The following is a 25,828-nucleotide window of genomic DNA, read 5'->3' on the forward strand; positions in this document are numbered from 1 at the left end:
GCTTCACCGCCTTCGCGCTCGCCGACGCGCCGCCCGCCGTGCTCGACACGGGGCTGCGGGCCGCCAAGATGATCGGCGACGGGCTCTACGGGGTGGACCTCAAGGAAACCGACAACGGCGTCTTCCTGATCGAGGTCAACGACAACCCCAACCTCGAGCACGGCGTGGAGGACGTGGCCGAGCGCGACGAGGTCTGGACGCGGCTGACGCGCTGGTTCGTCGAGCGCGTGGAGCGCTAGCGAGGATCGGGGCCTGGGGACACCGATCCTCGGGCAGGGATCAGGCGCAGTCGCCGGTGCCCGAGCCGTCGGCCGGCTCGATCTGGACGCGGGCATGACCGGCGCCGACGAAGCCGAGCTTGCCGGCCGCGCCCTTGGAGAGGTCGATCATCCGACCCTTCACGAAGGGGCCGCGATCGTTGATCCGCACGACGACGGACCGGTTGTTGTTGAGGTTGGTGACCTTGACTTTGGAGCCGAGCGGCAGGGTCTTGTGGGCGGCGGTCATCGCCATGGGGTTCATGCGCTCGCCCGAAGCGGTGCGCGAGGTCAGCGCGTACCAGGACGCGCGACCGCAGGTCGTCTTGCCGCCAGCAGCCTCGGCGGACCCGGAATGGGCCGCAAGGCCGGTGAATACGACGGCAGCCGCCGCGATCGTGAATGCGTTCAACTCTTCGGAACCTGTCCTGTTACCGCCGGACCGGGAACCGAGCCTTAACGAAGAATGAACGAACCCCTTGAGTTCATTCGCCCTTTCCCCTCGTGGCCCCCGCCGTTCGACGGGGTCGGGGTGCCGGCGGGATGGGGCGAAACCGTGACGGTTCCATCACGCTCTATTTCCGCCTGATATATGGCGAAATCGCTAAAGGCCTCGATCGCCTCTGTCACAGGGCATGAGCGCCGCGAGACCTTCACGAAACGTTGGGAAAAAAAATTCGTATCCAAGCGAACGAATGCGCCGATTGGAGACCTTTTTGTTCTCTCCGTAGAAAGATCGTGCCATCGGAGTCAGCTCCGCCGTCTCGAAATCCTGCTCCGGTGGCGGCTCGACGTCGATCATCCGCGCCGCATGGAGCACGACGTCCTGCGGCGGCGCGGGTTCGTCGTCGGTGACGTTGAAGGTCCCTCCGAGACATCGCTCGGACAGAAGGCGCAGCACGCCCGCGATGTCGGCGACGTGGATGCGGTTGAACACCTGGCCCGGCTTGACCAGCCGCTTGGCGCGTCCCGTGCGAAGGTTCACGAAGCTGTTGCGGCCCGGCCCGTAGATGCCCGACAGGCGCAGGATCGCAAGCGGCATGCCCCGCGCCTCGGCCAGAGCGGTCCAGGCCTCCTCGGCCTCCAGCCGCTCGCGCGAGCGGCGCGAGACGGGTCGCGGCGGCGTCGTCTCGTCCACCCAGGCCCCGCCGTGGTCGCCGTACACGCCGACGGTCGACAGGTAGCCGATCCAGGCAAGCCGCGGCATCGCGTGGAGGATCGTCTCCCGGTAGCACCGCAGCACCGGATCGCCACGCTCGCCGGGCGCGATCGAGACGACGAGGTGCGTGGTGCGCGCCAAGGCCTGCGCGATCCCCTCCCCCGGCTCCTCCCCGTCGAACACGAAGCCCGGCCAGCCATGGCGCGCGAAGCCGGCGGCCTTCTCGGCGGAACGGGTCGTCGCCCCTTCGATCCGCGCGGGCTCCAGCCCCTCCAGAAAGGCCGAGGCCGAGTAGCCCGCGCCGAAGACGAAGAAGCGCGCGTCGCCGTGCGAAGCCCCGTTCATCGATGATCCGCCGGCTCGTCGAGGAAGCGGATGCGGCCGACCTCGAGCTCGTCGATCCGCAGACGGCGGATGCGCGCGCGCCCGACGCTCAGCGCTCCGATCGCCAGGCTGCCGATCGCGACCGCGCCCAGCGCGAGAGCGCCGACCGACAGGGCACCGAGTGCCGAAGCCCCGACCGCCGACGCACCCGTGGCCCGCACACCCACGGCCTCGGCGCTTCGACGCTCGGCCCCCTGTTCCCGCCCCTCAGGCGTCCTGCCGATCGATCGCATCCCATTCGCTCCGCACGAGGTCGTCCGCCTCGTTATGGAGTGCGTCCGGCCGGCCTGCCAAGGCTTCGGCCGGCGCGAGGCGCGCAAGCGCCCAGACCGCCATCGCCCGGACCAGCGGAGCCTCGTCGCCGAGCCGCTCGCGGACAGGCGCCAGAAGCGCCGGGTCACCCGAGTTGCCGGCGGCGATCAGGCAGTTCGAGACGAACTTGTCCCGGCCGATCCGCTTGATCGGCGAGCCGGAAAAGAGCGCTCGGAAGGTCGCGTCGTCGAGAGCGAGGAGATCCGTAAGCCTCGGCGCCCTCAGGTCGTCGCGCGCCCGCAGCTTCGCCTCGCGTGCCGTCGAGGCGAACTTGTTCCAGGGACAAACGGCGAGACAGTCGTCGCAGCCGTAGACGCGGTTGCCGATGCGGGGCCGCAGTTCGCGGGGCACGATGTGACGCGTCTCGATCGTCAGATACGAGATGCAGCGCCGCGCATCGAGCCGGTAGGGTTCCGGGAAGGCCTCCGTCGGGCAGGCGTCCTGGCAGCGGCGGCAGGAGCCGCAACTGTCCGTGCCCGGCGCGTCGGGCTCGAGTTCCAGCGTGGTCAGGATGGAGCCGAGAAACAGCCAGGAGCCGTGGCGACGCGACACGAGGTTGGTGTGCTTGCCCTGCCAGCCGAGCCCGGCCGCCTCTCCGAGCGGCTTCTCCATCAGGGGCGCCGTGTCGACGAAGACCTTGACCTCGTGCGGCGTGCCGTCGGCCCGCGTTCCCGCCCGCGCGAGGAGGCGGCCGGCGAGTTCCTTGAGCTTGCCCTTGACGACGTCGTGGTAGTCGCGGTGGCGGGCATAGACGGAGATCGCGCCCCGGTCCGCCATGGCGTTGACAGCCAAGGGGTCTTCGTCCGGTCCGTAGTTCAGGCCGAGCACGATCACGCTCCGCGCCTCGGGCCAGAGCGAGCCGACCGAGCGGCGGCGCCCGGCGGTCTCGGGAAGCCAGCCCATCGTGCCGTGGAAACCCGCCTCGACGAAGGCGTCGAGATGGGCCGCCGCCGCCGCGTTCTCGCCTGCCCGCGCGACGCCCACCGCGTCGAAGCCGAGGCGCCGGGCATCCGTGTCGAGGAAGCGGCGCAGGGCCGCGGGGCTCAAGGGGTCGGCCATCGCGGGTTTTCTAGAGCCGGGCGGCCTCCCTGCCAACCGGCTCGCGTTTCCCCGTCAGCGTGGCGCGATCTCGCGCCAGCGGTGCAGCACGCGTCCGCTCGCGCGATCCATCGCCCAGGCGTGGCCCTCGAAGGGCTGGTCGGCGCTGCGGCTGATCGGCTCGCCCAGGACCGAGAGGAGAAGCAGCGTTCCGACCCCGCCACGGGCCACCACCGCGACGTCGCCCTCGGGCGCCCCGGCGAGAATGGCCTCCACGGCGCGGCGCACGCGCGCCTGCGCGTCCACCGCCCGCTCCCAGCCGCGAACGCTCGTCTCGGGGTGGGCGAAGAAGAGGTCGGCCGTGCGCTGAAACTCGTCCGGCGGCAGGAAGCCCGTCGCCCGCCGGTCGTTCTCGCCGAGGTCCTCGCGCTCGCGGACGCCGAGGCCATGCCGGGTGGCCAGGATCTCGGCCCCCTCGCGCGCCTTGGGCTCGCGGCTCGACCAGACCTCCACGAGGCGGCTCCAGTCGCCCTCGCGCGCGAAGAGGTCCATGCGCTCGCGACCGCGCGCCGACAGGCTCCAGTCTTCCACCGGCACGGCCGGGTCGATTACGACCTGGGGATGGGTGACGAAGACGAGCCGTCCGGCCGTCAAAAGTCGAGTTCGCCGTAATGGGCGACGGGCGGGATGCCGCGCACGCGCTCGGCGAGGAACGGCCGGAACGAGGGTCGCGACTTCATCCGCATGTACCATTCCTTGGCGAGCGGCTCCTCGTCCCAGGCGACCTCGCCGAGATAATCGAGGATCGACACGGCCGCAGCCGCCGCTAGGTCCGCATAGGACAGGCGCGTTCCCGACAGCCAGTTGCGGCTTTCCGCCAGCCATCCGACGTAGCGCATGTGGTTCTTGAGGTTGAGCCGCGCGGCGCGGATCGCCGAGGCATCGGGCGGCCCGCCCCCCTCGTTGGCGCGCATCTCGAGCTTGAACACGCGCTCGCGCACGAGATAGCGCGTCACCTCGCCGTCCATCTTGCCGAGGAACCACTCGGTCAGTCGCCGGATCTCGGCACGCTCGCCCGGCTTCTCGGCGAGCAGGCGCCGCTCGCGCTGGAAGGCGCCGCGCGTCTCGTCGAGATACTCGGCCGCCACGGTTCCGCCCACGATCGCCGGCCCGTTGTCCTCGATCAGGACCGGCAGCGTCGCGGCCGGGTTCAGCGCCAGGAACTCCTGCCTTCGCTGCCAGGGTCGCTCCTCCACCAGTTCGACCCGCTCGCCGTATTCGCCGAGAACCAGCCGCACGAAGCGCGAGGCGGCGGACATGGGGTGGTGATGGAGCGTGAGCATGAAGGCGGGAGAACTCTCATCGTTCGACGCCTCGCGCCGGTCGAGGCCGGCGCAAGGGCAGGCCGCCGCCGGCGGATCGGCGAAGGGACCCGGGCGACGTGGCCGCCGGACAGGGTTGGGAGATAGCCGATCTGCGCGAATGCGCAAGCGCCAGATCGCGGGCACGGACTGGCGCGCGAAAGCTTCAGCCCCTATGACGACCGCGCCCGTTTCACGGCCGCGCGCCTCTTCCCTCCCCTCCCTCGAGGCGCGCCGGACCGAATGGAGACCATGGACATGCCCTATCTGGACGCGCTGATCCTCGGCATTCTCGAGGGCCTGACGGAGTTCATCCCCGTCTCCTCGACCGGCCATCTCATCCTGGCAAGCGAGCTTCTGGGCTTCCGTTCGACCGGCAACACCTTTCCGATCCTGATCCAGCTCGGCGCGGTCCTGGCGGTGCTCTCGGTCTATTTCGGGCGCCTGTGGCACCTGGCCGTCACGCTGCCCACCAGCCCCAAGTCGCGCCGCTTCGTGGGCGGCATCCTGCTCGCCTTCCTGCCGGCGGCCGTGATCGGCGCGATCGCGCACGACTTCATCAAGACCGTGCTCCTCGAGTCGCCCATGACGATCTGCGTCGCGCTGGTGATCGGCGGCATCGCGCTTCTGGTGATCGACCGCCTGCCGCTCGTGCCGCGCTTCCGCGACGTCGAGGACTATCCGCTGTCGCTCTGCTTCAAGATCGGCCTGTTCCAGTGCCTGGCGATGATCCCTGGCACCTCGCGCTCGGGCGCGACCATCGCCGGCTCGCTGCTTCTGGGAACCGACAAGCGCTCGGCGGCGGAATTCTCCTTCTTTCTCGCCATTCCCACCATGGCCGGCGCCTTCGCCTACGACCTCCTCAAGAACTACCAGTTCCTGTCGAGCGACGACCTCACCGTGATCGCGATCGGCTTCATGGCCGCCTTCCTCTCGGCGCTCCTGGTCGTGCGCTCGCTCCTGAACTTCGTCTCGCGCTACGGCTTCGCCCCCTTTGCCTGGTGGCGCATCGTCGTGGGCGCGATCGGCATCGGCCTGCTCCTGGCCTATCGATGAGGCAGGTGGAGGGGGAGCGGAGCGATCGCCCCCCCCTTGGGCAAATCCTTGTGTCTCGACATGCAAAAGGGGGACCCGCCGGGTCCCCCTTTTGCATGTCACAGCCGAAAACAGGCAGCCGGGCCTCATCATCTCCAAGAGACCGAGAGGCGGAGCCCTCGTTGCCGCTCAGGCCTTGGCGGAGCGGTCGTCGCCGGGCAGCGTCTCGTCCTCGGCCGGGCGGTCGTCGTGGGGTTGGGGCTTGGTGAACTGGCCTTGCGGGCGGAAGCGCACGAGATAGGTGGGAAGGACCGCCTCGAGCGTGCGCGGGCGGATGCCGAAGGCCTCGAAGGTGCGCTTCTCGGCGACGGCCCGATCGGACACGACGTTGTCGATCTGGAGCTGCGTCACCTGATCGGGCGTCAGCGGAGCGCCGGGCATGAAGCTCGTCCAGTCGGCCAGCTTGGCGGCGAGGCCGAAGGGAATGTTCACGAAGCGCCGGCGGCGCTCGATGACGCGCAGCATCTCCTCCATCATGGCGCGGAAGCTCACGGCCTCGGGCCCGCCGAGCTCGTAGATCCGGCCGCCGGGCACCTTGCCCTCCACCGCATCGGCGACGGCCAGCGCCACATCGTTGACGAAGACCGGCTGGAAGCGCGTGTGACCGCCGCCCAGCAGCGGGAGCACCGGCGAGAAGCGCGCCATGTTGGCGAAGCGGTTGAAGAACTGATCCTCGGCGCCGAACACGATCGAGGGGCGCAGGATCACCGCTTGCGGCACCGCCTCGAGGACACGGCGCTCGCCGTCGGCCTTGGTGCGCGCATACTCGGACGGCGAGTCGGCGTCGGCGCCGATGGCCGACATCTGCACCATGCCGATGCCGCGCTTGGCGGCCCCTTGCGCGATCAGGCCGGCGCCTTCGGCCTGAAGCGCGCTGAAGCTCTGGTCGCCGGCCTCCGTGAGGATGCCGACGAGGTTGACGGCGAAGTCCGCCCCCTCCAGCGCGCGCTCCACCGACCAGGGAAAGCGCAGGTTCGCCTGCACGGCCTGGATCTGCCCGAGGTTGCCGGCGATCTGAAGGTGATAGGCAAGATCCGGCCGGCGGCAGGCGACGCGGATCCGATGTCCGCGCTTGGCGAGCGCATGGACGACGTAACGGCCGAGGAAGCCGGAGCCTCCGAACACGGTGACCAGCTGTTTCGTATCGATCGCCATGGCTCTTCTCTTCCGCGTTGCGTACCGGCGGGTATGATGTGGCGGCAGGCTTTAGCGGCAATCGCACGAGCGGAAAAGCCGCGCCGGCTGATTTCCGGGAAAGCGCCATTGACACGGCCCGACCCCGCCCGTAGAGAACCCCCCGTGCCCAGGTGGCGGAATTGGTAGACGCGCACGGTTCAGGTCCGTGTGCCGCGAGGCGTGAAGGTTCGAGTCCTTTCCTGGGCACCAACAACCCCGTAACGGGTTGACCCGCAAAGAAAATCAGCAGGATCATAGGTTTAGCGTCGCCCCAGTGCTACACAGGGGTGCTACACATGGTCCTTGCGATGAGCCGTCCGCAGAAGCACCCCCGAACCGGAGTCTACTGGTTCCGAATGCGGGTGCCGGCCGACTTGGTGGCCGCCGTCGGGCGCAAGGAAGTCACCCGTAGCCTCGAAACCAAGGACCCAGGCGAAGCCCGGCTACGGCATGCTCAGCTTCGTTTGGAGCATGACGCCTACTGGGCTAACCTCAGGGCGGGCCCCCGCACCCTGACGGAGCGGGAAGCCCACGAGTTGGCCGAGCCATTCTACGACGACTGGCTGGGCAAGCATGAACAGAACCCAAGCCAGCAGACATTTTGGGACACCCAGGTCGGGGCGCGGCTTTGGTCACGGGACGCGGTCAACGCCGACCCGGTGCCTGATTGGGTGACCGCTCCGGTTGATGGCTACGCGCTCACCTCTGTGCAGTTTCTTCGACATGCGAGTTTGGAGCGTTGGTGCCGGGAACAGGCAACGTCGTTTCTCGCCAACAAGGGCCTCGTCACGTCGAACGACGGTCGGGACGCGATGGCCCGCGCCATCGGGGCGGCCGTTCAGCGAGCGAGCTTGGTTCTGGAGCAGGAAGCGCGCGGCGACTATGCTGCGCGGGGCCACAGGCCGTCGCCAACCGCTTTGACCCACACGGCGACGCCGAATAGCGTTGGCGCGACAGGCGGCAGTTCAAGGGTCGCCAAAGGGCAACCCAGCATGTCGCTGAGCGGCCTGGTCGATGACTGGTGGCAGGAAGCGAAGGCGACGGGGCGCAAGCCCAGCACCCATGAGAGCTATCGCAACTCGTTCGCGACGTTGATCAAGTTCCTTGGCCACGACGACGCGACCCAGGTCGGCAAGGCGGACGTGATCGCCTTTAAGGACCACCGCCTCGTGACGCCGTCGGCGCGCACAGGCCGAGTTCCGTCCGCTAAGACCGTCAAAGACTCCGACCTGACCGCGTTGAAAGCGGTGTTCGAATGGGCCGTCGTCAACGGCAGGATGGCTGAGAACCCTGCGGCCAACGTCACAATCAGGCTCGGCAAGCCACGCAAGCTCCGCGATAAGGGGTTCACCGACGCCGAGGCCATCGCCATTCTGCAGGCTGCGTCGACCTTCGAGCCAGGCCGGGAGAACGCACGGACGAGCGCGGCCAAGAGGTGGGTGCCATGGCTCTGTGCCTTCACCGGCGCACGCTTGGGTGAAATCGCTCAGCTTCGCAAGGAGGACGTCACGCAAAGTGACGGCCATTGGGTCGTTCGCATCACCCCTGAGGCTGGCACCGTCAAAACGAATGAAGCCAGAATGGTAGTTCTGCACCACCAGCTGGAGCAGCTCGGGTTTCCGACGTTCATCGAGCAAGCACCCAAGGGCCACCTATTCATCACGGTCGGCAAGGAAGGCGATGTGCTCGGGCCGTTGCAGGGTTTGAAGAACCGCCTATCGGCCTTCGTGCGGACGGTTGTCACCGACCCAAACGTCGCGCCGTTTCATGGCTGGCGACACCGATTCAAAACCGTTGGGATGGAGGTCGGCATTCCTCCCCGGGTTCTCGATGCTATCCAAGGTCACGCCCCTCGGTCGGTATCCGACTCGTATGGTCACGTGACCCTTCGTACGATGGCTCAAGAGATCGCGAAGCTACCACAAATGAACGTCGCCACACGTCACTGATGCCTGAAGAGGCATTTTAATTGACGACCTTCTTGACGATGGCGTGGCGACGCGCAATCTTAACGGCGCTACGAGGACCTCCCAAACTGGGACTACAAGTAACAGTGACCTCAGCTATGATCGCAGCTGATTAAAGGTCATGTTCCCCCGGCGACTTACGTCGCAGAGGCCGCACCGATCCATCGCAAATGTGCGAGGGATTTGGCTGGCCTTTTCATGCCTTCCTTCCTCGTCTGTCTGTGTTGGATCGGTCCACACCAATCCGCACCGGAGCAAGAAGGCAATGAAACATCTCGTCTCGCGCCGTGAGCGACGCGCAACTCGCTCTCAACCAACAGAAACTCGATCAACTCAGGCTTCGACAGCTTCGATTGATGATCGCGCAGAAAGCGCACGTGCCGCCCGGCGCGACCACGCTGGCTCGACCTCACAACCGAGGTCGCGTATTACATTGCCTGAAAACGCATCGTGTCTTCGCCCAGTCAGAACTTCCGATACTGAACGGTCCCTGGCGCGCGATCAGCAGGCACCCCCCCGATCAAATCGCCTTTCGACACGTTCGATTGATGATCGCGCTGAAGGCGTACGCAATTCCCAGCGCAGCCATACTAGCTCGACCTTGAGACACCGGCCGCGCGTCACATTGCCAGAAAACGCACCGCGTTTTCGCACGCCGGCTACAACACCGGCACGGTTGCGCGAGAAGCTAGCCCCCTCAAGCGACATGGCCAGAAGAGTCGCGTCTCCTCGAGAAGATATGACGCCTATCCTATCCGCACCCAAAGCTAGGTATACCGTAGGCGTCCAGTTGGAGTTCGATTTCGGATCTATCGCAAAACCCGTCAGTCGAGCCCCATTGTTACACACTTCGCACCGTCGAAAGGGCCGTAAATGAAACCGGTGGCCCCCAAAATGGTACGAAATCGCCCCATCATGCCAAATCGACGCCTTACGACGGCATCACCCCCCCTTCGCACTAGGCGAAAGCCGATAACGAATTGGGAGACCTTCAAGCGAGCAACGCTTTCAGACGGCGTACGGCTACGTCAGTACCTCATCGACGCCAGGAAAGGATCGGTTTCCCTAAGCCGAACTGTTCGAAACGAACTCGAGCCTAGGGCGGCAATCTACCTGCATGCAAACAACAGGCTTGCACGCCTCGGCTTCGCTGAGGTCATGACACGGCATGTCCAGTCTTTGGCTCCGACGCATGATGTTTCCTTTTATTGGATCACCCTAATCTCGGAACGTTACGTCCTACCAGAAAGCGAAGCAGCGAACTTCGACCAGCGATCGTTGCAAGCTTGGGTCCAGCAAGTCCTTCATGGCATCGATTTTATCGGCAGCCTAGAGTTAGCCTACTATACAAATCTGAAAAGAGGCAGTGGGCGAGGTTCAGTATCATGGCATTTTCATGGGACTGGCTGGAGCAAAACATCCGATCTCGTTGGGAAACGTATAGATGAGATAAACGCATCGACGAGGACGATCTTCCCTGGCGTAGTTCCAGCGTTGGCAGCTGAAATTCCTAGGAGGAAACTAACCGCTAAGCTTCTATATGCTCTAAAAGCACCTCGAAGCGCGTACCGTGTGTATGCTTTCAAAGAAGATAGTTTTGATTCCGAAACCGGTGAGCTAGAAAAGCGGCCGACAGGCTTCTTTAAACAAAAGAAAGGCGCGTTACGACCGGGTGAACTCGCCAGGGTTTGCACTTTTCTTGAGGGACGGTACCTTGATCAGCTAGCCATTGCCGGTGGAGAAGGGAAGTCCATTCTGCGAAAGGTTCGCGAAGAATCCCTGCGTCCTTTCAAACGAGAGGAAGAACGCCTGATTAGTGGCGGTCGCATGGGCTCAGAACGATACTTCACAGGCAAAACTCGCTGTCGCTAATGGAAAGGAAGGAGTCGACGTTAAGATATTTTGATTCGACCCCTTCCAACCACATTGTCTGCGATTGACGTCTACTATTAGCCGCGAATTATAAAAACCGAACGAAGCATTCGGGTTTTTTTGGATGGACATCACCGCAGCGGAATTTTTATTGCGCGTGGCACTGCCTTCACTTTTGCTAGCGCCCACTGACTATATTTCGGCGATCGAAGAAATATTGATCGCTGACGGCGTCACGACTGCAGTCGCACGTCGGGACACGCCGTTCCTGGTCGATTGGCTGATCGCAGTTTCGCAATTTCAGGGTATCTCCGACCGCAATGCAGCTGCCTTCACCGCTAAACATGGCCTTGTCGGATGGGGCGACATAGCCGACTCGTTGCGGCCAAACCCGTCCTGCCCTCGCTTACGAAGCTTCTGGTCGTTCAACGAGTGCGGGTATCGGAAGGCGTCATATGCCTGCGCCGAACCAGGACATTTGACGAACTGCCCCCTGCCCCACCATCCGACACGCAAGGGCTCACTGATCCAAGCCGCCTACGCCCTGTTCTTTTTCGTTCGCGATCTGTGCGATGGCGACCTGATCGGATGGATCGATCAGCGGCTCGCTGACGCCGACCCAGGGCTCGACGCACCCGATCGAGCGGTACGCATGGGCGCAGCCCTCCTCAGCCGGCTGCGAGGCATCTACGGGATAGGAGACAAGGTTTGGTCGATGGCGCTGGCCGACCTGCTGCTGGCTAGCGACCCAAACCGCGAACGATGGATCACGACAGGAGCCGGCATGGTCGTTGTCGACAGCCTTCTCCACAATCACCTGCACCGCACCGGGGTTCTCCGTCGCTTCGACGCCGATCATGCCTACGGCCCAAGGTGCTATGCGCCAGGGGGCTGCAGCGATCTCATTCGTGGCTTGGCAAAGCGTGTCGACGCGCGCCAGTTCAATGCCGACTTTCCCGCCTGCTTCCCGCGCTTCGTTCAGTTCGCCATGTATCGCTTGTGCTCCACGCAGGAGATCAACCTATGCAACGGGGTTCGCATTGACGACCGCGACCGATGCAGGAACGTAGCTTGCCCCGTTTTTACCGATTGCGATCGGGTCGCCTTGCACGGCTAAAGTTTGCGTAGGCTGAAGTTGGCGCGGCTGAGTCATGTGAAGAGGCAGGCGCTCATTCGAAATTCGAGATGGGCTCGCGATGGGCAATCGAAGTCATTGACATAGGAATATAATCCTAGTATGATGGTGAGGTTCGCATTGCGCCGATACATCGTCGGCCAACCGGGAGCTTCCTATGCCAACCTATCAAGCGGGCCGATCAAAGCCCGTTTCAATCATCGCTGTTCGTTCACGAAGGGGGCCTCTGGCCTCCTTCTTCGTTTGCGGGAGGCGCTCGTGAACGCCGCATCGTCTCAGCGTGCGGTGACGCTTGCTGCTTCGTCGCCGCCCCCTTCGCAGACGCCCGTATCCCCTGCACCGGCTTCTGCGTCGCCGCCTGCTGTTATCGTGTTCGGCCTCGACGATACCGGCAAGCCCCATGCCTCGGCCTTTGATGCCAGCGAGGCGACGCTCGCCCGGAAGGCCGCCGCGCTGATGGGAATGAGCACGCTGTCGGTCACGACCGACGCCGACCGGTCGCTGGCGGCCAGGGTGCCGAAAGGCCGGCTGTTCGCGTCGGGCAAGGGTTTTGTGCCGTTCGTCAAGGCCGGTCTTTACGCCGAGCTTTTGGCCCTGAAGTCCGCAGCAGGCCCCTCAGCCGACGCCTCCTTAAATTCGCCCGCCACAGCCCCAGCCGCTTCGGAGACCACCATGTCCACTGCCGCCCAGCACAAGCCCACCGCCATCACCGGCTTTGCGCAGGTCCCACAGCCAACACATTGGGCCGACGTTCAGGTTGGCGCGATCGTGCTGGCCGCGATCGCCCCCAAGCATACCGAATGGTACGAATGCCAGGTCATCGGCGTCGAGGCGAGCGACCGCTTCACCCTGCGCTTTTGCGACTGGCCGAATGAAACGCCCTTCACCCGCCAGCGTGCCGAGATCGGCCTGATGCACCCTTCTCGTGAGGTCGACCCTCCGGCCGAGGCCAGCGAGCCCGCCACTCGCACCTAACCGGCTGGTGCCCGAGCAATCGTGGCTCGGGCACGCCCCCTCCCCCTTCTATTGATATGAGGTTTCCATGCAGACCTTGGTCGTCACCACCCGCGACCGCGTGCGCACCCTCAACGATCAGCTTCGCCAGCAGCAGACGGGCGGTACGATCGTCACGACACCCGGTGTGCGAGCCCTGGGCGCAGCTGCCGTCGCCGCGACCCTACGTGCCGTCGCTGCGTTTGATGACTTCGGCGCGCACAACGACCCTTTCGATGAGCATGAGTTCGGGTCGGTCGTGATCGAAGGGCAAACGGTGTGGTTCAAGGTTGAGGCTTACGATCTCGACATGCGCTGGCACTCACCTGACCCCGCCGACCCGGCCGTCACCCATCGCATCATGACGTTGATGCTGCCGGAGGAGTACTGAACGGTGCCGGCTCACGAGCCGCCCGCCAACGCGTTGAACGCTTTCGCGTCGCTCGCCGCTCGGTTTCCCCACCGTGTCTTGTTGGCCGTACCGGACGTGCGCCACATTCCAATATTTGCGCTCGGGGTCGAGAAGGCACGCGCGCCCCTCGAATGGGCATCGCTCGATGACCTCGACGGGCAACGGACCGTGGTTGGGCGTGACGCCCTAGAGCAGCTTCAGGCACGCCGCTACGGCGCATATCGCCTGATCGACACCAGAAGCCGCCTCGCCCGGCAAACCGCGCTGTATGCGCGCTGGTGCACGTTCACAACGGCTCACCATGCCGAGGCGTTCGAGCGCGAACATGCGCACCTAGGACTGACGGCGTTGAGCAGGCAAGTCGAGGCCACTTTGCGGGAAACGCAGGCGGCCGGCGTCGCCGAGCCTGATGCAGCGATCGAGACACTACGCTCACGAGCTCGCGTGCTGGCGCAACTGAATCACTGCACAGCGATGCAGAGCAATGGGCAACCTGAAGCAAAAATCAGCCCATGTTCGCCCTAAGGTCAGTTTGTGATCAACTTCGTTTGGGTCGCTTTTCGTTCTCGATAGGGTTCGGCTTACGACCAGGGCGCATCTGCTCAGGAAGTTCACTGCCAACATCAGGCGCTTGCAGCAACTCGTTGACCGTCACGCCAAAGGCGACTGCCAAGCGGTCCATAATATCGATCGTTGGGTTCACCTTACCTTGTTCAATTCGGCTGAGGTATGGCTTGGCGACCTCCGCCTCCAACGCAAGCGCCTCCTGCGTCATTCCACGCGCCCCCCGCAGCCGCCGAATATTCCATGCCAGTCGTACTCGCCCATCCATGCCGGCAAGGCATTCGCGTTGCGAGTTGGGGTCGATATCCTATACGATAACAATAGCGGTTTAATTGCCAGCGTTCCGAGCATAGGGCAGCGGCATAGGCTTACAGGGAGAACGAACTGATGCAGGGCTACCTCGCGGCGATGCGCTCGTATGGGCAGGTTCAAGGCCGCGCCCACATCGCCGAGTTCTGGGGGTTCTTCCTCGTCACGAGCATTCTCGGCATCATCCTGAACGCCCTTCTCGACCCAGGTCCTGGGCAGTCGGTCTGGCCGAGTTTTCTCTACCTGCTCTTCGTGCTGGCGCACCTCGTCCCCTACATCTGCGTGCTCGCCCGACGCCTGCACGACACTGACGCCAGCGGGTGGTGGGCGCTGATCGGCCTCGTTCCCCTTGTCGGCTTCGTCATGCTGATCCCCGCCGCCTTCAAAGGCACCGTCGGCCCGAACAGGTTCGGGCCTGAGCCTGCGAACCCGATGGATGGGGCACCCGGCCAAGCCCAGGCAGGAGCGCCCAAGCGACGGCGCGAGCCGTCCTTCAGTGTCGTGCCGACGCCGCGTTCAGAGCCGGCACCACGGGTAGCAACAGCGCGTACCCCTGCCATGACCGATGATCTCGTGTCGCAACTGGAGAAGCTGGCCCAACTTCGGGCCGACGGCACGCTGACACAGGCCGAGTTCGACACGATGAAAGCGCGACTCATGGCCTCGGAGGCCAGTCGGTGAGCGAGGAACTTTTTATCTTGCTGTTCTATGGGGTCATGGCCGCCCTATGGCTGGTCGTTCTTCTTATCTTCGCCATCCCAAGCTTCGTCGCCTTCCGTCGCCACCACCCGAACCGCTGGTTGATTCTAGCCGTCAACATCGGCCTCGGCGGCACGGGCATCGGCTGGTGTGTGGCGCTGGTATGGGCACTGCGCATCGTTCACCTACCCGGCGATGCTAACGGCTCACGAGGCGGCGAGTCGGGCCTTAACCTGTTTGCCAACGACATTCGTCGCGTGCGAGTCGAGCCGTCGATGCATGGGGCTGCCAGGCGTCATGAAGGCACGCCCCCGTCGTCGGGCGCTGCCCTGCATCAAATCGAGCGCCTGCGCCAGCTGCTCGATGCCGGCCACATCGACCAGGCCGAGTTCGCCCAACTGAAGGCAGCCGCCTTACGTGGGATCTGATCGGAGGATGGAATGCGTCGTCACGCGCAATGGGCGTTCATTGCAAAGCTGTCAGGCATGGCGGCCCTCACCGGCGGGGCCAGGGCTCAAAGCTCGATCGACGCAATTGCGCTCGCCGTCGAGTCCTACCAGGATAGTAAGGTATGGTGTGAGTACCACGACGTTGTCTGGGCATCGCTCGGGCAAGCCGAGGCCGAGCTAGCAAAAGCCTATCCCAAAGATTGGGCTGTCGCTCAGCACTTGGCGTCGTCGGCGTTACTCCAATACAAGGCGTCCGCCCAGATAGCGCCTGGCCCCAGCCAGGCCGAGTGCGATGCGTCCGCCAACGCCATCCGGTATGGCTTGTCTCAGGCCATCAGCATCGTGGGGCCCGATCCCGCCCTACTAGAGGAGCTGACGCGGCTTCAGAAAGGGGGTCGCCCGAGGACAACGGACGAGATCCTGCAGCGCGAGGAGATCGCAAAAGGACCCAACAGGGCTGGCCCACTCGACACCAGCTGGGAGCTGGAGAATGTCAGGCTCTATTTCCAGGCGCGGGGCGGCCCGGCCTTGCTGCAAGCGCAGGCCCTGCTGGCCTCGTATGGGACGTACCATTCTAAACCGGATGGGCGCTGGGGGGCTGCGACGGCAGAAGCGTTCAACCAAGCTCTTCAAACCTACATCGCCATCGGCGGACGAGACGACGATTGGGGCGTCAATCGGCCCGAACATACATCGCGCCTTCTCGAATGGGTGGGAGACGCCATGTTCGCCACGGCGAACGAGACCGAGTATCCCGACTGACCTGCGACAGCATTCGGAACATCAGCTTTTAACGATATCTAGCCTGATTAGGTCGGCAAACGTACAAGGACGTGCCTCTCTCGCTACCATTGCGTAGGCTGACACTGGTTCACGGTCCGAATCAACTGCAGGATGGTGCTGCCTTAGTCCTAGAAGTGGCAAGGCGCTTCTCGACGCGTTCACACATCGATCATTGCATTTGATTGAAGTCGAAGGATCGGTCGAAGAGTAGGCACACGCTGAGTCCGACACACAGTCCGCTTCGCGCCCATTTCGGTCATCGGAGCGCATAGCCATCACTCCCGATACCGAAATTCTGCCTTTGGGAAACCTTGAAGCCCCAGAAAACCGGACGTCCATGATTCGTGTCAGAACCGACCGGTTCTGACACCGGCCAAGACCAAGAAGCGGGTGATTCAGAGCGTCATCGGAGGCTTCCGAAGCCAGCCACTCGTTCAGTTATGTGCGACAATCCCTTTTGTCGGTGATCAATTTGCGATCGGACCAACTAGCACTTGGAACGGGCGAACCCGCCGATAGAGTGATAGCGACTTAGGGGGCGGCATGATCAGACTTACAAGTGTGCGCGTTGAGGGTTTTCGTCTACTGGACAATATCGAGATCGCCGTGGAAGCCGGCGCGACGGTTGTTGTCGGGCGCAACAATAGCGGCAAGACCTCCCTCACAGAAGTGTTCGACCGATTCCTTGGCGAGCAGGCCGGTAAGTTTCGCCTTGAAGATTTTGCTGCCGTCATCAGGCCCAAATTTCTGTCCGCGAAAGGGCTGAGAGAGGGCGGGGACACCGCTCCAGAGGACGTGCTCGCTGAGTTGCCGGTCATCGCGCTTACGCTGACGTTTACCTACAATCCGGCCGCCGACGATCTCGGCGCGCTGTCGCCGTTCGTCATCGATCTCGATCCCGATTGCGTCACGGCCATCGCCCGGATCGAATATTCGCCCGTGCTCAACACCGTCCCACTGTTGCTCGATCTACCCGAACTGGAAGAGGGGGCTAACCCGAACGAGAGTCTCCTCCGACATCTACGTGATGCTATCCCCAAGGCTTACGCGATCCGCTGCTTGGCGATCGATCCCACCGACGACACCAACCGGCGCACGTTCGATAAAACCACCGAGCTTTCGGCGTTGATCCATACCGGCTTCGTCAAGGCTCAGCGCACGCTCGATCTCGGCAAGCGTGGCGACACTGACGTGATCGGCAAGCTCCTAAACAAACTATTCAAGACCGCCAACACCATAACCGCATCAGTCGATGATCAAGAGATCGCCCAAGGGCTCAAGGCATCCGTCGCAGATCTCGAACAGGCGATGCAGGGGGATTTCGACGAGCGGCTGAAAGCCTTGCTGCCCGCGCTTAACACCTTCGGCTTCCCCAGCATCAACGATACCGAGTTGCGGCCGCATACAACGATCGATGTTGAGAGCCTTCTCACCGACAACACCCGCATCCTTTATACCGGGGCCGACGGCGTCCACCTGCCCGAGGGATACAACGGGCTTGGTACACGCAACCTTATCTATATCCTGCTCCAGCTGGAGGCTCTGCACAAAGCCTATCGTAGCTCCGCGATGCGGCCCGCGACCCATCTTATTTTTATTGAGGAACCCGAGGCGCACCTCCACCCGCAGATGCAGGAGGTGTTTATCAGCCAGCTTAATGCAGCCGTCGCCACCCTTTCACAGAAATATCCCGGCGAACCGGTCTGGCAGGTGCAGTTTATCGTCTCTACTCATTCCTCACACCTCGCCAATGCGGCTCAGTTCGACGCGATCCGCTATTTTCTGAACGAGCCCACAGCGCATGCCGGTGTCCGCCGCACCAAGGTGAAGGATTTCCGTCGCGGGGCCGAGGCAATCAGCCCCGAGGACCGCCGCTTTCTTCAACAATATATGACACTCACAAAGTGCGACCTGTATTTCGCGGATAAGGCCATCCTCGTGGAAGGAGCCACCGAACGGATTCTGATGCCACGCATCTCCAAGATCGTGGACGCTGACCTACCCGCAGGCAGCAAACTCAGCCGTCAATATATCACGACCATAGAGGCCGGTGGCGCGCATGCGCAGGTTTTCTATCCGCTTCTTGAATTCTTGGAGCTAAAGACGCTCATCATCTCCGATCTCGACGCAGTGCGGCTCCTGGATTCTAAATGGCGAAAGTGCCCTTGCGCAGACGGTGAGCGTACGTCGAATTCGGCGCTCAGGGCTTGGTTCGACGAGCCTCACATCTCCGTCCAAGACCTGATGACGAAGACCACCGCCGATAAGACAAAGGGCTTTTGTCGCCTCGCCTATCAGATGCAGGAAGATGGATCGGCTCATTGCGCCAGAAGCTATGAAGACGCGCTTATTCTCGCTAATCTCGCAGACTTCGGGATCGTCGATGATGCCGAGGCAGCCAAGAATGCGTGGGAGACCGCGCAGGATTTCAAAAAGTCCGAGGAGGCGATCAAATTCGCCGTCCGCGAAGAGAATTGGAACGTGCCCCGGTATATCCGTGAGGGGCTGATCTGGCTGTCCGAACCCCCACCACCACCCGGCGCTCCGCCGCCAATAGTTCCCGGCGGCGAGCCGGAGGAGTCAGTGGCATGACAACCCAGCCTCCATCGCCTGCTGTTGTTGCGGCCCAGCAAGCACAGGAAAGACTCGAAGCATGTCTGGAGGCGGGAGAGGACTTCCGTCTGGAAGCTGGCGCAGGCGCGGGAAAAACCTATTCGCTGGTCGCGGCACTCCGGAAGCTGATCGCCGAGCGGGGCACGGCGTTAATGAATGCCGGGCAGAAAGTGGCGTGCATCACCTATACCGAGGTGGCTCGCAACGAGATCGCTCAGGAGATTGAGCAACATCCCGCCATTCTCGTGAACACCATCCACGGGTTCGGATGGTCCTTCATCTCACCGTTTCAGAAGCAGCTTCGCGATCTTGTCGCCGCTCAGGAAAATCGTCAGGAAGCGATCGAGGCCGCCGGGGGAATATACAACCAAACGGTCGAGTACAATCTCGGCTTTTTCGGCATCGACGATAAGCAGATCACACTCCATCACGACGATATCCCGAGATATCTCGCTGCGCTGCTCGCAAATCCGAAGTTTCAGAGAATTTTTAGCAGCCTGCACCCTGTGCTGTTTATCGACGAGTATCAGGACACCGACCCGCTCGTCATGAGCGCGATCTCGGACCAGTTTTTTGCGACCGGCACGGGGCCTATTATCGGCCTCTTCGGGGATCACTGGCAAACGATTTATCGCAAGGACTATCAGCTCGCGGAGTTTCCCAACGTCGAGTCGATCGCCAAGGGCTCCAATTTCCGTTCCGTCCCGGTCATCGTGAACGTGCTGAACAAGCTCCGCCCGGAGCTAATGCAACACGTAGATGACGAAACCGCGCAGGGCGAGGCGCGGTTCTTCCATTGCAATGCATACACGGGCGAGCGGGTGGACTCACGAAACGGAAAGGCAGAACTGCCCGCTGAGCTAGCCTCGAGCTTCACCGACAGCCTCAAGGAGCAGTTGGAAGCCGAGGGATGGGACTTGGCTCCGGCAAAAACCAAAATCCTGATGCTCACTCATAACGCAATCGCGGCTGAGCGCGGCTACCCAAACCTCGCGAATATCTTCGAGCACAAGGAGGCCTTCTCCAAGAAGGAAGACGCGACCATTGCCTTCCTTGCCGACACCGTTGAGCCGATCTGTCTAGCCTATATCGCAGGTAATTATGGCGAGATGTTCCAGGTCATGGGTGGCCTCCCTACGATCCGAAAATCCGTCGACAAGGCCGAGTGGCGGGCGCAGCTGGATCAGCTTGTCGCGCTTCGTGCTAATGGCACAATCGGTGAGGTGATCGATTTTTTAAAAGACACCCTACGGCCGCGCCTTGCGGATCGGGTAGCCAAACGCGAAGCTGAGATCGCTGGTCTTGGCCCCGATGAAACGCCGGACGAATCCAAATCCCTCAAGCGTCATCGCAAGCTCAGAAACGTGGCGTACCGCGAGCTGGTCGCGCTCGTGGAATTCATCAACGGCTTCACGCCGTTCGCTACGCAGCACAGCGTGAAGGGCGCGGAGTTCGAAAATGTACTCGTCATCCTCAGCGCCGGGTGGAACCACTACAACTGGCCGAAATTTCTCGAAAGCCTTCAGACGGGGAACATCCCCGCTAAAGAGCAGGCGAGCTTCGCGCGATGGCGGAATCTCTTCTATGTCGCCATTTCGCGACCTAAGAAGCGGCTTGCCGTTCTGGCAACTCAAACGCTCGGACCACAGGCGCTTGCGGCAACGGCCCACCTATTCGGCGCTGAGAATGTCCTACCGCTACCGCTGCCCCAAGCGTGCGTAGGTAAGCGAATTCAGGAGGGCGTGAAGCTCGGCCCGATGCGTTCACCTTTCTGATGATCCGCGCTCGGTGCGCTCTTAGCAATCCCGCCGCAAGTGACCCACGCACAAGATAATAGGCTCGGGTCCCAAAGCGACCATTCCGGTTTTCACCGGATGAAGAAAGCTAGGAGTGTTAAAGCCGAGCGGTTGTGACACTCGCCGCGAGGCAGCTTATTGCCCTTCGCGGACGAAAAATTGCCAGTCCGCAATCGGCCCTACCCTGCCCGAACCGTCACATCGAGGCACACCCGCACGTGACGTCACGTGGTTATCGCCGCCCATCGTAACATCCGGGTTGACGCTCGCTATTTGTGACCTGGTACGGCTCGGGCCTAAACCTGAAGGTGACACCTATGGCCCGCATCGGCTACGCCCGCGTCAGCACGCTCGACCAGGATCTCGATACGCAACTCGAACGGCTGCGGGCCGAGGGTTGCGCGATCGTTCGCGCCGAGAAGGTGTCGGGGGCCAGCCGCGAGGGACGGGCCGAGTTGGCGACCGTCATCGAGTTCCTACGGCTGGGTGACGAATTGGTGGTGACGCGTCTCGATCGGCTGGGTCGCGATACGCGGGACGTCCTTAACCTCATTCACGAGTGCGAACAGCGCGGTGCGTTCGTTACCGTCCTCGACCCACACGTGTCCACGCGTGGCGAGATGGGTCACATCGTGCTAACCGTCCTCGGCATGGTCGCGCAGATGGAGCGACGGTTCATCAAGGAGCGACAGCGCGACGGCATCGAACGGGCCAAGGCGGAAGGGGTGTATAGGGGCGGGCAACCACGCCTTAACCGGGGTAACATCGCGGCGCTGCATGCAGAAGGTCACGGCCCCGCTGCAATCGCAAAAGCGATGGGTTGCTCACGCATGCAGGTGTACCGCATCCTACGTGCGTTTTAGTAGGCGCGGGCGCGTATCACTCCGCTGACGGCAGAGTACAAACTTTCAGACCGCATCCGTTGCCCCCTCCCGCAAAGCGGGCGTCCAACAGAAGCGCGCTGTTCAACTAGCATAAAGCGACGGAGTGCCCCATGTTCCTGGTCTACGGCAACAGGATGCTGATGCCCGCCCTTTAGCCGGGCGATATCACCTTGATAGCCAACCTATCGCCACATCAGGACGAAGGCGCTCATACTATCACTAAAAGCGGCTGGCGCGAATGTGCGCCTTCTGCCGCTCTACTCACCCGACTCTCGCCCGCTGGAGAAGGTCTTCACAAGCTCAAAGCCTTGTTGCCTACACGCCTCAAGCCTACCATTGACGCAACCCTGCGAGCCATCGGAGAAGTCGTCTCGATCTTCATACCAGCTGGATGTGCCAACTAACTGCGGGCTGTAGGCTGCAGGCCGCAGCCTGCAGAATAGGATGCGACATGAACAGAAGCTGCTCTAGATCTCTACAAAGGCGGCGCAAAGTAGGCGCATCCAATCACCCATACCTGTCGCTTTCACTATGATCTACGTAAGGTTGGACACGAAGCCCGCGTTGAGCAATCATTGGCCTCATTTGGGATAGGATTGCATCGTTTGTCATCGCTGCAATCATATGATCACGGTGTTCGTTCGAAATTCCGCATTGCTCGGCTACAAGCTTATCAAGCGCATCAAGCGCCTCCCGATATTTCTCCTCCAGATCATCCTCCGTTAACGATCGTATCGCGGATACGACGTCAGAGAGATTCTTGGGAACCGAGAGCGTAAGTACATCGCCACGTCCTAGCTCAGCATCCGGATTATCTTCTACGCTGCGCATCAAAGTGAATGAGATAAATGCCCGCAACTCTGCGTTTGGTACTACCAAGCGGAAAAATAAGTCTGCAGTTCGTATCTCCTCCCCTAACTCTTGAATGTGGAGTATAGGTGTCTTCGTTTCAGACACACCATTCAAGTCGATACCGTCAGCAACCTGATCTGCTCGTAAGATAAGGCTATTCACCGTGCGGGCATCGTCAGGCTCGAGAGCAATCAACGCGTCTATCTGACGATACCGATCAGCAATATCACTGTCTGCATCCATTACAGCCTGCCCAGCGATGCGGAGGGCCTCAAGCCGATCGGATGTACGATTCGGCGGCAAGGGGAGCAGAGTCAAAGTACGCTTGTACCAATGACAGCCAAGGTCCTCAATAATCGAAGAACGCAAAACGCGCGCCGCGTAGAATTGAACGACGCGACTAAGCAAGTATCCGTTAAGCGGAAATTCTTCAATCAGCTCCATCAACGTTGCCGTATTTTGGAAACCATTCCCTTTTTGAACTACGGCAGCGGTTGGCAGCTGAGATATCTCGCGAACTGCAAAGGTTTTTTCGTATGATATATAATCACTATAACTATATATATAGCGTGTAGTCTCACGGAGCGCGGTTGTTGACCATTGACCTAAAGGCTCACCTAGCAGACCCTGCGGAAAAATGTTCTGTCCTTTGTAAAGATCAATACAGTCGCCATCGCCTTCCTGGCGGAACGCCTTTTCCCCTCCAAGCTTGACTCCATAGTTGAGCATAAGCTCTGGTCTGTACGCTGCAGCATTGGTTGTAGGTTGAGCGCCTAATGCCTCGATAATACGCCCCCGGTCCCGCCGTACCCATAGGACGCGCACGATCTCACCTAAGCGAGGTAGTTCGCTCATCGTTTTCAACGCTTCGGCATCACCAGCGCGCAATTTAGTCAGCATGGCGTCAGCGCCTTCGTCATTCGAACGCATGGCCTGCACCCACACCGGCAGTTCGGTGGACGAGCTGTCGTTATTGAGCGACGATGGTAAGATCGAGCTTGCCAAGCCATCGACACCGTAGGCCTCGGCTGGATCGGCGGACGGGTTTGTTTCGTGCTGTTGGAGTTGCGGGCTTTCTTCGGCAGCTGCGGTCGCAATGACGGGACGCAGTATGGCAGGGACGTAAGCCAGTCGATCGAGCTCGTATCGCTTAACAATAGTCCGCGTCGCTCGATCGAAGTCGATTACATCTTCTATCAGGCAGGTTGGATCCAGCTGCAATATTTCTATGCTGTCTTCTTGTGAAGACGGCGCATGTTCAACGACAACAATAATGGTAGGTCGCTTCACTCCCCTGAAGGTTGCTTTACCTAATCCTTCCAAGTCAGCGATCAGCTTGATACGGTATCCCTGCAGAACGCGACGTAGCTTGCCTGCATAAGCCGCCTCGCTCATACCAATGGGAACGATGAATGCGAGCCGACCGCCGGGCTTGACCCAGTGGCGTAATGCTCGATATATGAAGTAGATCGATGTATCGGTGTTCTTGAACGCCACTTGCTTATAAACTGACCCGTAGTCAGCCGAGCCTGTACGCTCAGGTCGAACGTAGGGCGGATTCATCACTACCAAATCGTAGGACCCCTTAGCTACGCGTTCGAAGCCAGGTGGGATCAATGTTGCAGTGCGTTCGTCGTAAGCAAGACGGAATGTCATACCTAATTGTTTAGATGATTTAGTCTCTTGGTCATCCTCAAGAATTTGCCCCATCGCATCTAGCGACGACCAACCACCGTGCAAGGGCAAGCTAGGAAGAATAGAACGCGCGAAGGATTGAATTTCATCAACCGACTTACCTTGCAAAACATCGATCAGGTGCCAGAAGACCTGAATTTGAGCTAACGCAATCGAGAAAGATGAGATATCAAGTCCATGCAAACGGCCCACTACATCGCGCACGTTTTCGGCTGTCACAGCCCCCGCTTTACTCAGCTGGTCAAGCCGTTGCACCAAGGCCTCAACTAGAAATGTACCAGTGCCGCAGGCAGGATCGAGGACATTGTCACCGCCGGACCAGCCTGCAGCTTTAAGCATGAAACGCGCCACCTCTGGCCGCGTGTAAACCTCACCCAACCGTCGACGTTGAGAAACATCAAGATACTGATCATATACCCCGGAGAGGATATCTCCTCGCACAGTGCGAAAATCCCATCGCGATAAAACGAACGCCGTTCGTTCAAGCGCGACTGATAATATGGGATCGTCGCGTCGAACCGCCCAATCAAGCAAGTTGGCGTCGAAGATTGAGCGGAACACGTTGTGTGCGTGCCGATATGTTTGCCGTAGAAGCTCCTGCATCGGGAGATCGAAATGTTCTGCAAAGCGCCAGAACACATCGATACCCCCGTTCGAGATGTACCGCACGCGGAACAACCCGTAGTCTTCACAGAACCTAATAGTTAACATTCTAGATAGTATTAATGAACCAGTCTCATAGGCAAGAGACTGTAACAGCCTAGCGTTTGGCTTCGACTTATCAGACTCCACCTTGAGAAGACTGGCGTTGGCGACACCATTCCGCTCAGCGTATTGCTGGAATAGGTCATGCTCAAGACGAAGAGCGTATACCAAATGATCCAGATCCGCCATCAAATCTTCTCGGCGGCGCTCGTAGTCGACAACAAGCTCCTCCGTCAGCGTGGCTCGAAGTTTAGGCGAAGCCATTCGCTCAAACGAAATCGGACGCTGCTGATCAAACCAATCAAATTTAGGCGCACCGTAGTCCGCGATCATAGGCTTAAGACGTTCAATTGCACGCTTTAGATCGGGGATAGCCTTCGTTTGAATGATTGTAGCTACAGCTTCACGCAGTTGTTCTGATGCCTCTCGTACAGTATCTCCGAACTGCGATCGCCCGTCGCCCGAAGCGTTCAGATACTGATATGGCGTCAGGTTATGCCGGAACCTATGAAGTTCGCCTTCCAGCGCCAGAGCATCTGCGGACAGCACGCCAAAGCATTTCTTAAATTCTTCTGGATCGGCAAGCTCGGTCCAAGACCAAGAAGGCGCGATCTCATGCGACAGCTTCCCATGCGGTTCTAGAGCGCGGCCAAAAGCTTCGCGATCCGCAGTGTTTATGCGAGTGACTACGCGCTGATCAATTAAGAAAAACCACGTTGTGCCCGACTGTACGTAGGCGCGCTTCTCGCGCAAAATGGCACGAGCATTTTTTTCTATCTGGTCGCCTTTCTTAACTTCGAAAACTGCGAGAGCATAGTCGGGACCACGCAGTGCCTTGCCTTTGAGCGAACGATAGACGACGAGATCAGGGCGTCGCAGCGAACCATCGAGTTTTGAGTCAACTACAACCTGATTATCCTTAGCCTCGATGCCGTAAGTCGGACGCACTAGAAGGTCACGGATATAGCCATACAGGTCTGGCTCATCCGCATCGTTCGCGGTGATGTTTCTGATTTTTTTCGTGAGTGAAGCGATGGTCGGCATAGGCCTTTCTCCCACGAAATCGGAAACAAATCACCGCCGATCGTCTCATTTGCGATCTTGGCTGGTCCCATCCACAGCATGAAAGTGTATGGAGTTAGGTTAGCTCCGGTTCGCATTGAGGTATGGCGCGTAGAACCTTTCGTCGGGAGCGTCCGACGGACTTCCGGCACTATCGGTTTGAAATCCGATAGTTAGCTTCCCTCCAACGCTGGCTTCGGAAGTGTAGGTTGTCATCGACTTTGGAACGTTAGCGTGCGTCAGAGCCCCCCCCCCC

At 61.0% G+C, this 25,828-nt stretch carries 22 protein-coding genes, 1 tRNA gene and 1 pseudogene; 15 read left to right on the forward strand and 9 right to left on the reverse strand.

What is annotated here, in order from left to right:
- Positions 1-239 (forward strand): annotated as a pseudogene (locus tag AUL35_RS22580) (RimK family alpha-L-glutamate ligase); the annotation flags it as partial.
- A gap of 40 nt (positions 240-279) precedes the next feature.
- Here AUL35_RS22580 and AUL35_RS11335 read toward each other — a convergent pair.
- The 6 genes from AUL35_RS11335 to AUL35_RS11360 form a co-directional block, all read right to left on the reverse strand.
- Positions 280-669: a septal ring lytic transglycosylase RlpA family protein gene (locus tag AUL35_RS11335; protein WP_062014859.1), complete on the reverse strand. Its 390-nt coding sequence runs from the start codon at positions 667-669 to the stop codon at positions 280-282.
- Positions 670-861: 192 nt separating this feature from the next.
- On the reverse strand, positions 862-1,761 hold the full coding sequence (locus tag AUL35_RS11340) for an SDR family oxidoreductase (RefSeq protein WP_062014861.1): 900 nt from the start codon (positions 1,759-1,761) through the stop codon (positions 862-864).
- On the reverse strand, positions 1,758-1,967 hold the full coding sequence (locus tag AUL35_RS11345) for a hypothetical protein (protein WP_202814274.1): 210 nt from the start codon (positions 1,965-1,967) through the stop codon (positions 1,758-1,760). The genes AUL35_RS11340 and AUL35_RS11345 overlap by 4 nt, the downstream gene beginning before the upstream one ends.
- Before the next feature lie 40 nt (positions 1,968-2,007).
- Positions 2,008-3,171: a tRNA epoxyqueuosine(34) reductase QueG gene (queG, locus tag AUL35_RS11350; RefSeq protein ID WP_062014864.1), complete on the reverse strand. Its 1,164-nt coding sequence runs from the start codon at positions 3,169-3,171 to the stop codon at positions 2,008-2,010.
- A 54-nt stretch (positions 3,172-3,225) separates the two neighbouring features.
- The gene (locus AUL35_RS11355) at positions 3,226-3,804 is read right to left on the reverse strand and encodes a histidine phosphatase family protein (protein WP_062014866.1); all 579 of its coding nucleotides are present in this window, start codon (positions 3,802-3,804) and stop codon (positions 3,226-3,228) included.
- Complete coding sequence (locus AUL35_RS11360) at positions 3,801-4,493, reverse strand: glutathione S-transferase family protein (protein WP_062014868.1); 693 nt, start codon at positions 4,491-4,493, stop codon at positions 3,801-3,803. The genes AUL35_RS11355 and AUL35_RS11360 overlap by 4 nt, the downstream gene beginning before the upstream one ends.
- Positions 4,494-4,763: 270 nt before the next feature.
- Between AUL35_RS11360 and AUL35_RS11365 the strand changes: the two genes are divergently transcribed.
- Positions 4,764-5,567 (forward strand): undecaprenyl-diphosphate phosphatase, encoded by an 804-nt coding sequence (locus tag AUL35_RS11365; protein ID WP_062014890.1) that lies wholly within the window; start codon positions 4,764-4,766, stop codon positions 5,565-5,567.
- 168 nt (positions 5,568-5,735) lie between these two features.
- Here the strand turns inward: AUL35_RS11365 and AUL35_RS11370 are convergent, their stop codons facing one another.
- Positions 5,736-6,761, reverse strand: a complete 1,026-nt coding sequence (locus AUL35_RS11370; protein ID WP_062014870.1) for a complex I NDUFA9 subunit family protein — start codon at positions 6,759-6,761, stop codon at positions 5,736-5,738.
- Positions 6,762-6,907: 146 nt separating this feature from the next.
- Here AUL35_RS11370 and AUL35_RS11375 point away from each other — a divergent pair.
- From AUL35_RS11375 to AUL35_RS22110, 7 genes are all read left to right on the forward strand, one after another.
- Positions 6,908-6,992: transfer RNA gene (locus AUL35_RS11375), tRNA-Leu, on the forward strand.
- An 86-nt stretch (positions 6,993-7,078) separates the two neighbouring features.
- A complete protein-coding gene (locus AUL35_RS11380; protein WP_082666274.1) occupies positions 7,079-8,731 on the forward strand; it encodes a DUF6538 domain-containing protein in 1,653 nt (550 codons plus the stop codon).
- A 1,176-nt stretch (positions 8,732-9,907) separates the two neighbouring features.
- Positions 9,908-10,621, forward strand: coding sequence for a hypothetical protein (locus tag AUL35_RS22105; RefSeq protein ID WP_156417947.1), 714 nt, complete (start codon positions 9,908-9,910; stop codon positions 10,619-10,621).
- Between the two features lie 124 nt (positions 10,622-10,745).
- Entirely contained in the window at positions 10,746-11,738 is a 993-nt protein-coding gene (locus tag AUL35_RS11385) for a hypothetical protein (protein WP_062014874.1), read from the forward strand.
- Positions 11,739-12,014: 276 nt separating this feature from the next.
- Positions 12,015-12,731, forward strand: a complete 717-nt coding sequence (locus AUL35_RS11390; RefSeq protein ID WP_156417948.1) for a hypothetical protein — start codon at positions 12,015-12,017, stop codon at positions 12,729-12,731.
- A gap of 67 nt (positions 12,732-12,798) precedes the next feature.
- Positions 12,799-13,140 carry a DUF3768 domain-containing protein gene (locus tag AUL35_RS11395; protein WP_062014878.1) on the forward strand — a complete coding sequence of 114 codons (342 nt, stop codon included), beginning with the start codon at positions 12,799-12,801 and terminating at the stop codon, positions 13,138-13,140.
- 3 nt (positions 13,141-13,143) lie between these two features.
- Complete coding sequence (locus AUL35_RS22110) at positions 13,144-13,686, forward strand: hypothetical protein (RefSeq protein WP_156417949.1); 543 nt, start codon at positions 13,144-13,146, stop codon at positions 13,684-13,686.
- A gap of 13 nt (positions 13,687-13,699) precedes the next feature.
- Here AUL35_RS22110 and AUL35_RS21600 read toward each other — a convergent pair whose 3' ends face one another.
- A complete protein-coding gene (locus tag AUL35_RS21600) occupies positions 13,700-13,993 on the reverse strand; it encodes a helix-turn-helix transcriptional regulator (RefSeq protein ID WP_082666272.1) in 294 nt (97 codons plus the stop codon).
- A 119-nt stretch (positions 13,994-14,112) separates the two neighbouring features.
- On the opposite strand from AUL35_RS21600, the gene AUL35_RS11400 reads away from it, so the two are divergent.
- The 6 genes from AUL35_RS11400 (at position 14,113) to AUL35_RS11425 (ending at position 21,237) form a co-directional block, all read left to right on the forward strand.
- Positions 14,113-14,715, forward strand: coding sequence for a DUF805 domain-containing protein (locus AUL35_RS11400; RefSeq protein ID WP_062014880.1), 603 nt, complete (start codon positions 14,113-14,115; stop codon positions 14,713-14,715).
- Positions 14,712-15,161, forward strand: a complete 450-nt coding sequence (locus tag AUL35_RS11405; RefSeq protein WP_062014882.1) for a superinfection immunity protein — start codon at positions 14,712-14,714, stop codon at positions 15,159-15,161. The genes AUL35_RS11400 and AUL35_RS11405 overlap by 4 nt, the downstream gene beginning before the upstream one ends.
- Positions 15,162-15,173: 12 nt before the next feature.
- On the forward strand, positions 15,174-15,944 hold the full coding sequence (locus AUL35_RS11410; RefSeq protein WP_062014884.1) for a hypothetical protein: 771 nt from the start codon (positions 15,174-15,176) through the stop codon (positions 15,942-15,944).
- A 564-nt stretch (positions 15,945-16,508) separates the two neighbouring features.
- Positions 16,509-18,557: an ATP-dependent endonuclease gene (locus tag AUL35_RS11415; RefSeq protein ID WP_244493748.1), complete on the forward strand. Its 2,049-nt coding sequence runs from the start codon at positions 16,509-16,511 to the stop codon at positions 18,555-18,557.
- Positions 18,554-20,353: a UvrD-helicase domain-containing protein gene (locus AUL35_RS11420; RefSeq protein WP_082666273.1), complete on the forward strand. Its 1,800-nt coding sequence runs from the start codon at positions 18,554-18,556 to the stop codon at positions 20,351-20,353. Before AUL35_RS11415 ends, AUL35_RS11420 begins: the two co-directional genes overlap by 4 nt.
- Positions 20,354-20,691: 338 nt before the next feature.
- Positions 20,692-21,237, forward strand: a complete 546-nt coding sequence (locus AUL35_RS11425) for a recombinase family protein (RefSeq protein ID WP_062014886.1) — start codon at positions 20,692-20,694, stop codon at positions 21,235-21,237.
- Between the two features lie 528 nt (positions 21,238-21,765).
- Here AUL35_RS11425 and AUL35_RS22115 read toward each other — a convergent pair.
- Entirely contained in the window at positions 21,766-25,554 is a 3,789-nt protein-coding gene (locus tag AUL35_RS22115; RefSeq protein ID WP_156417950.1) for a class I SAM-dependent DNA methyltransferase, read from the reverse strand.
- Positions 25,555-25,828 lie beyond the last annotated feature (274 nt).

This window comes from Aureimonas sp. AU4, assembly GCF_001463765.1.
Lineage (GTDB): Bacteria > Pseudomonadota > Alphaproteobacteria > Rhizobiales > Rhizobiaceae > Aureimonas.

Excerpts from the sequence above, each read along its gene's own strand:
- AUL35_RS11370 (WP_062014870.1), bottom strand. The coding sequence starts at position 6,761 with ATGGCGATCGATACGAAACAGCTGGTCACCGTGTTCGGAGGCTCCGGC.
- AUL35_RS11360 (WP_062014868.1), bottom strand. The coding sequence starts at position 4,493 with ATGCTCACGCTCCATCACCACCCCATGTCCGCCGCCTCGCGCTTCGTG.
- AUL35_RS11425 (WP_062014886.1), top strand. The coding sequence starts at position 20,692 with ATGGCCCGCATCGGCTACGCCCGCGTCAGCACGCTCGACCAGGATCTC.
- AUL35_RS22115 (WP_156417950.1), bottom strand. The coding sequence starts at position 25,554 with ATGCCGACCATCGCTTCACTCACGAAAAAAATCAGAAACATCACCGCG.
- queG (WP_062014864.1), bottom strand. The coding sequence starts at position 3,171 with ATGGCCGACCCCTTGAGCCCCGCGGCCCTGCGCCGCTTCCTCGACACG.
- AUL35_RS11380 (WP_082666274.1), top strand. The coding sequence starts at position 7,079 with ATGGTCCTTGCGATGAGCCGTCCGCAGAAGCACCCCCGAACCGGAGTC.
- AUL35_RS11365 (WP_062014890.1), top strand. The coding sequence starts at position 4,764 with ATGGACATGCCCTATCTGGACGCGCTGATCCTCGGCATTCTCGAGGGC.
- AUL35_RS11395 (WP_062014878.1), top strand. The coding sequence starts at position 12,799 with ATGCAGACCTTGGTCGTCACCACCCGCGACCGCGTGCGCACCCTCAAC.
- AUL35_RS11340 (WP_062014861.1), bottom strand. The coding sequence starts at position 1,761 with ATGAACGGGGCTTCGCACGGCGACGCGCGCTTCTTCGTCTTCGGCGCG.
- AUL35_RS22105 (WP_156417947.1), top strand. The coding sequence starts at position 9,908 with ATGACACGGCATGTCCAGTCTTTGGCTCCGACGCATGATGTTTCCTTT.
- AUL35_RS11410 (WP_062014884.1), top strand. The coding sequence starts at position 15,174 with ATGCGTCGTCACGCGCAATGGGCGTTCATTGCAAAGCTGTCAGGCATG.
- AUL35_RS11420 (WP_082666273.1), top strand. The coding sequence starts at position 18,554 with ATGACAACCCAGCCTCCATCGCCTGCTGTTGTTGCGGCCCAGCAAGCA.
- AUL35_RS11385 (WP_062014874.1), top strand. The coding sequence starts at position 10,746 with ATGGACATCACCGCAGCGGAATTTTTATTGCGCGTGGCACTGCCTTCA.
- AUL35_RS11415 (WP_244493748.1), top strand. The coding sequence starts at position 16,509 with ATGATCAGACTTACAAGTGTGCGCGTTGAGGGTTTTCGTCTACTGGAC.
- AUL35_RS11400 (WP_062014880.1), top strand. The coding sequence starts at position 14,113 with ATGCAGGGCTACCTCGCGGCGATGCGCTCGTATGGGCAGGTTCAAGGC.
- AUL35_RS21600 (WP_082666272.1), bottom strand. The coding sequence starts at position 13,993 with ATGGATGGGCGAGTACGACTGGCATGGAATATTCGGCGGCTGCGGGGG.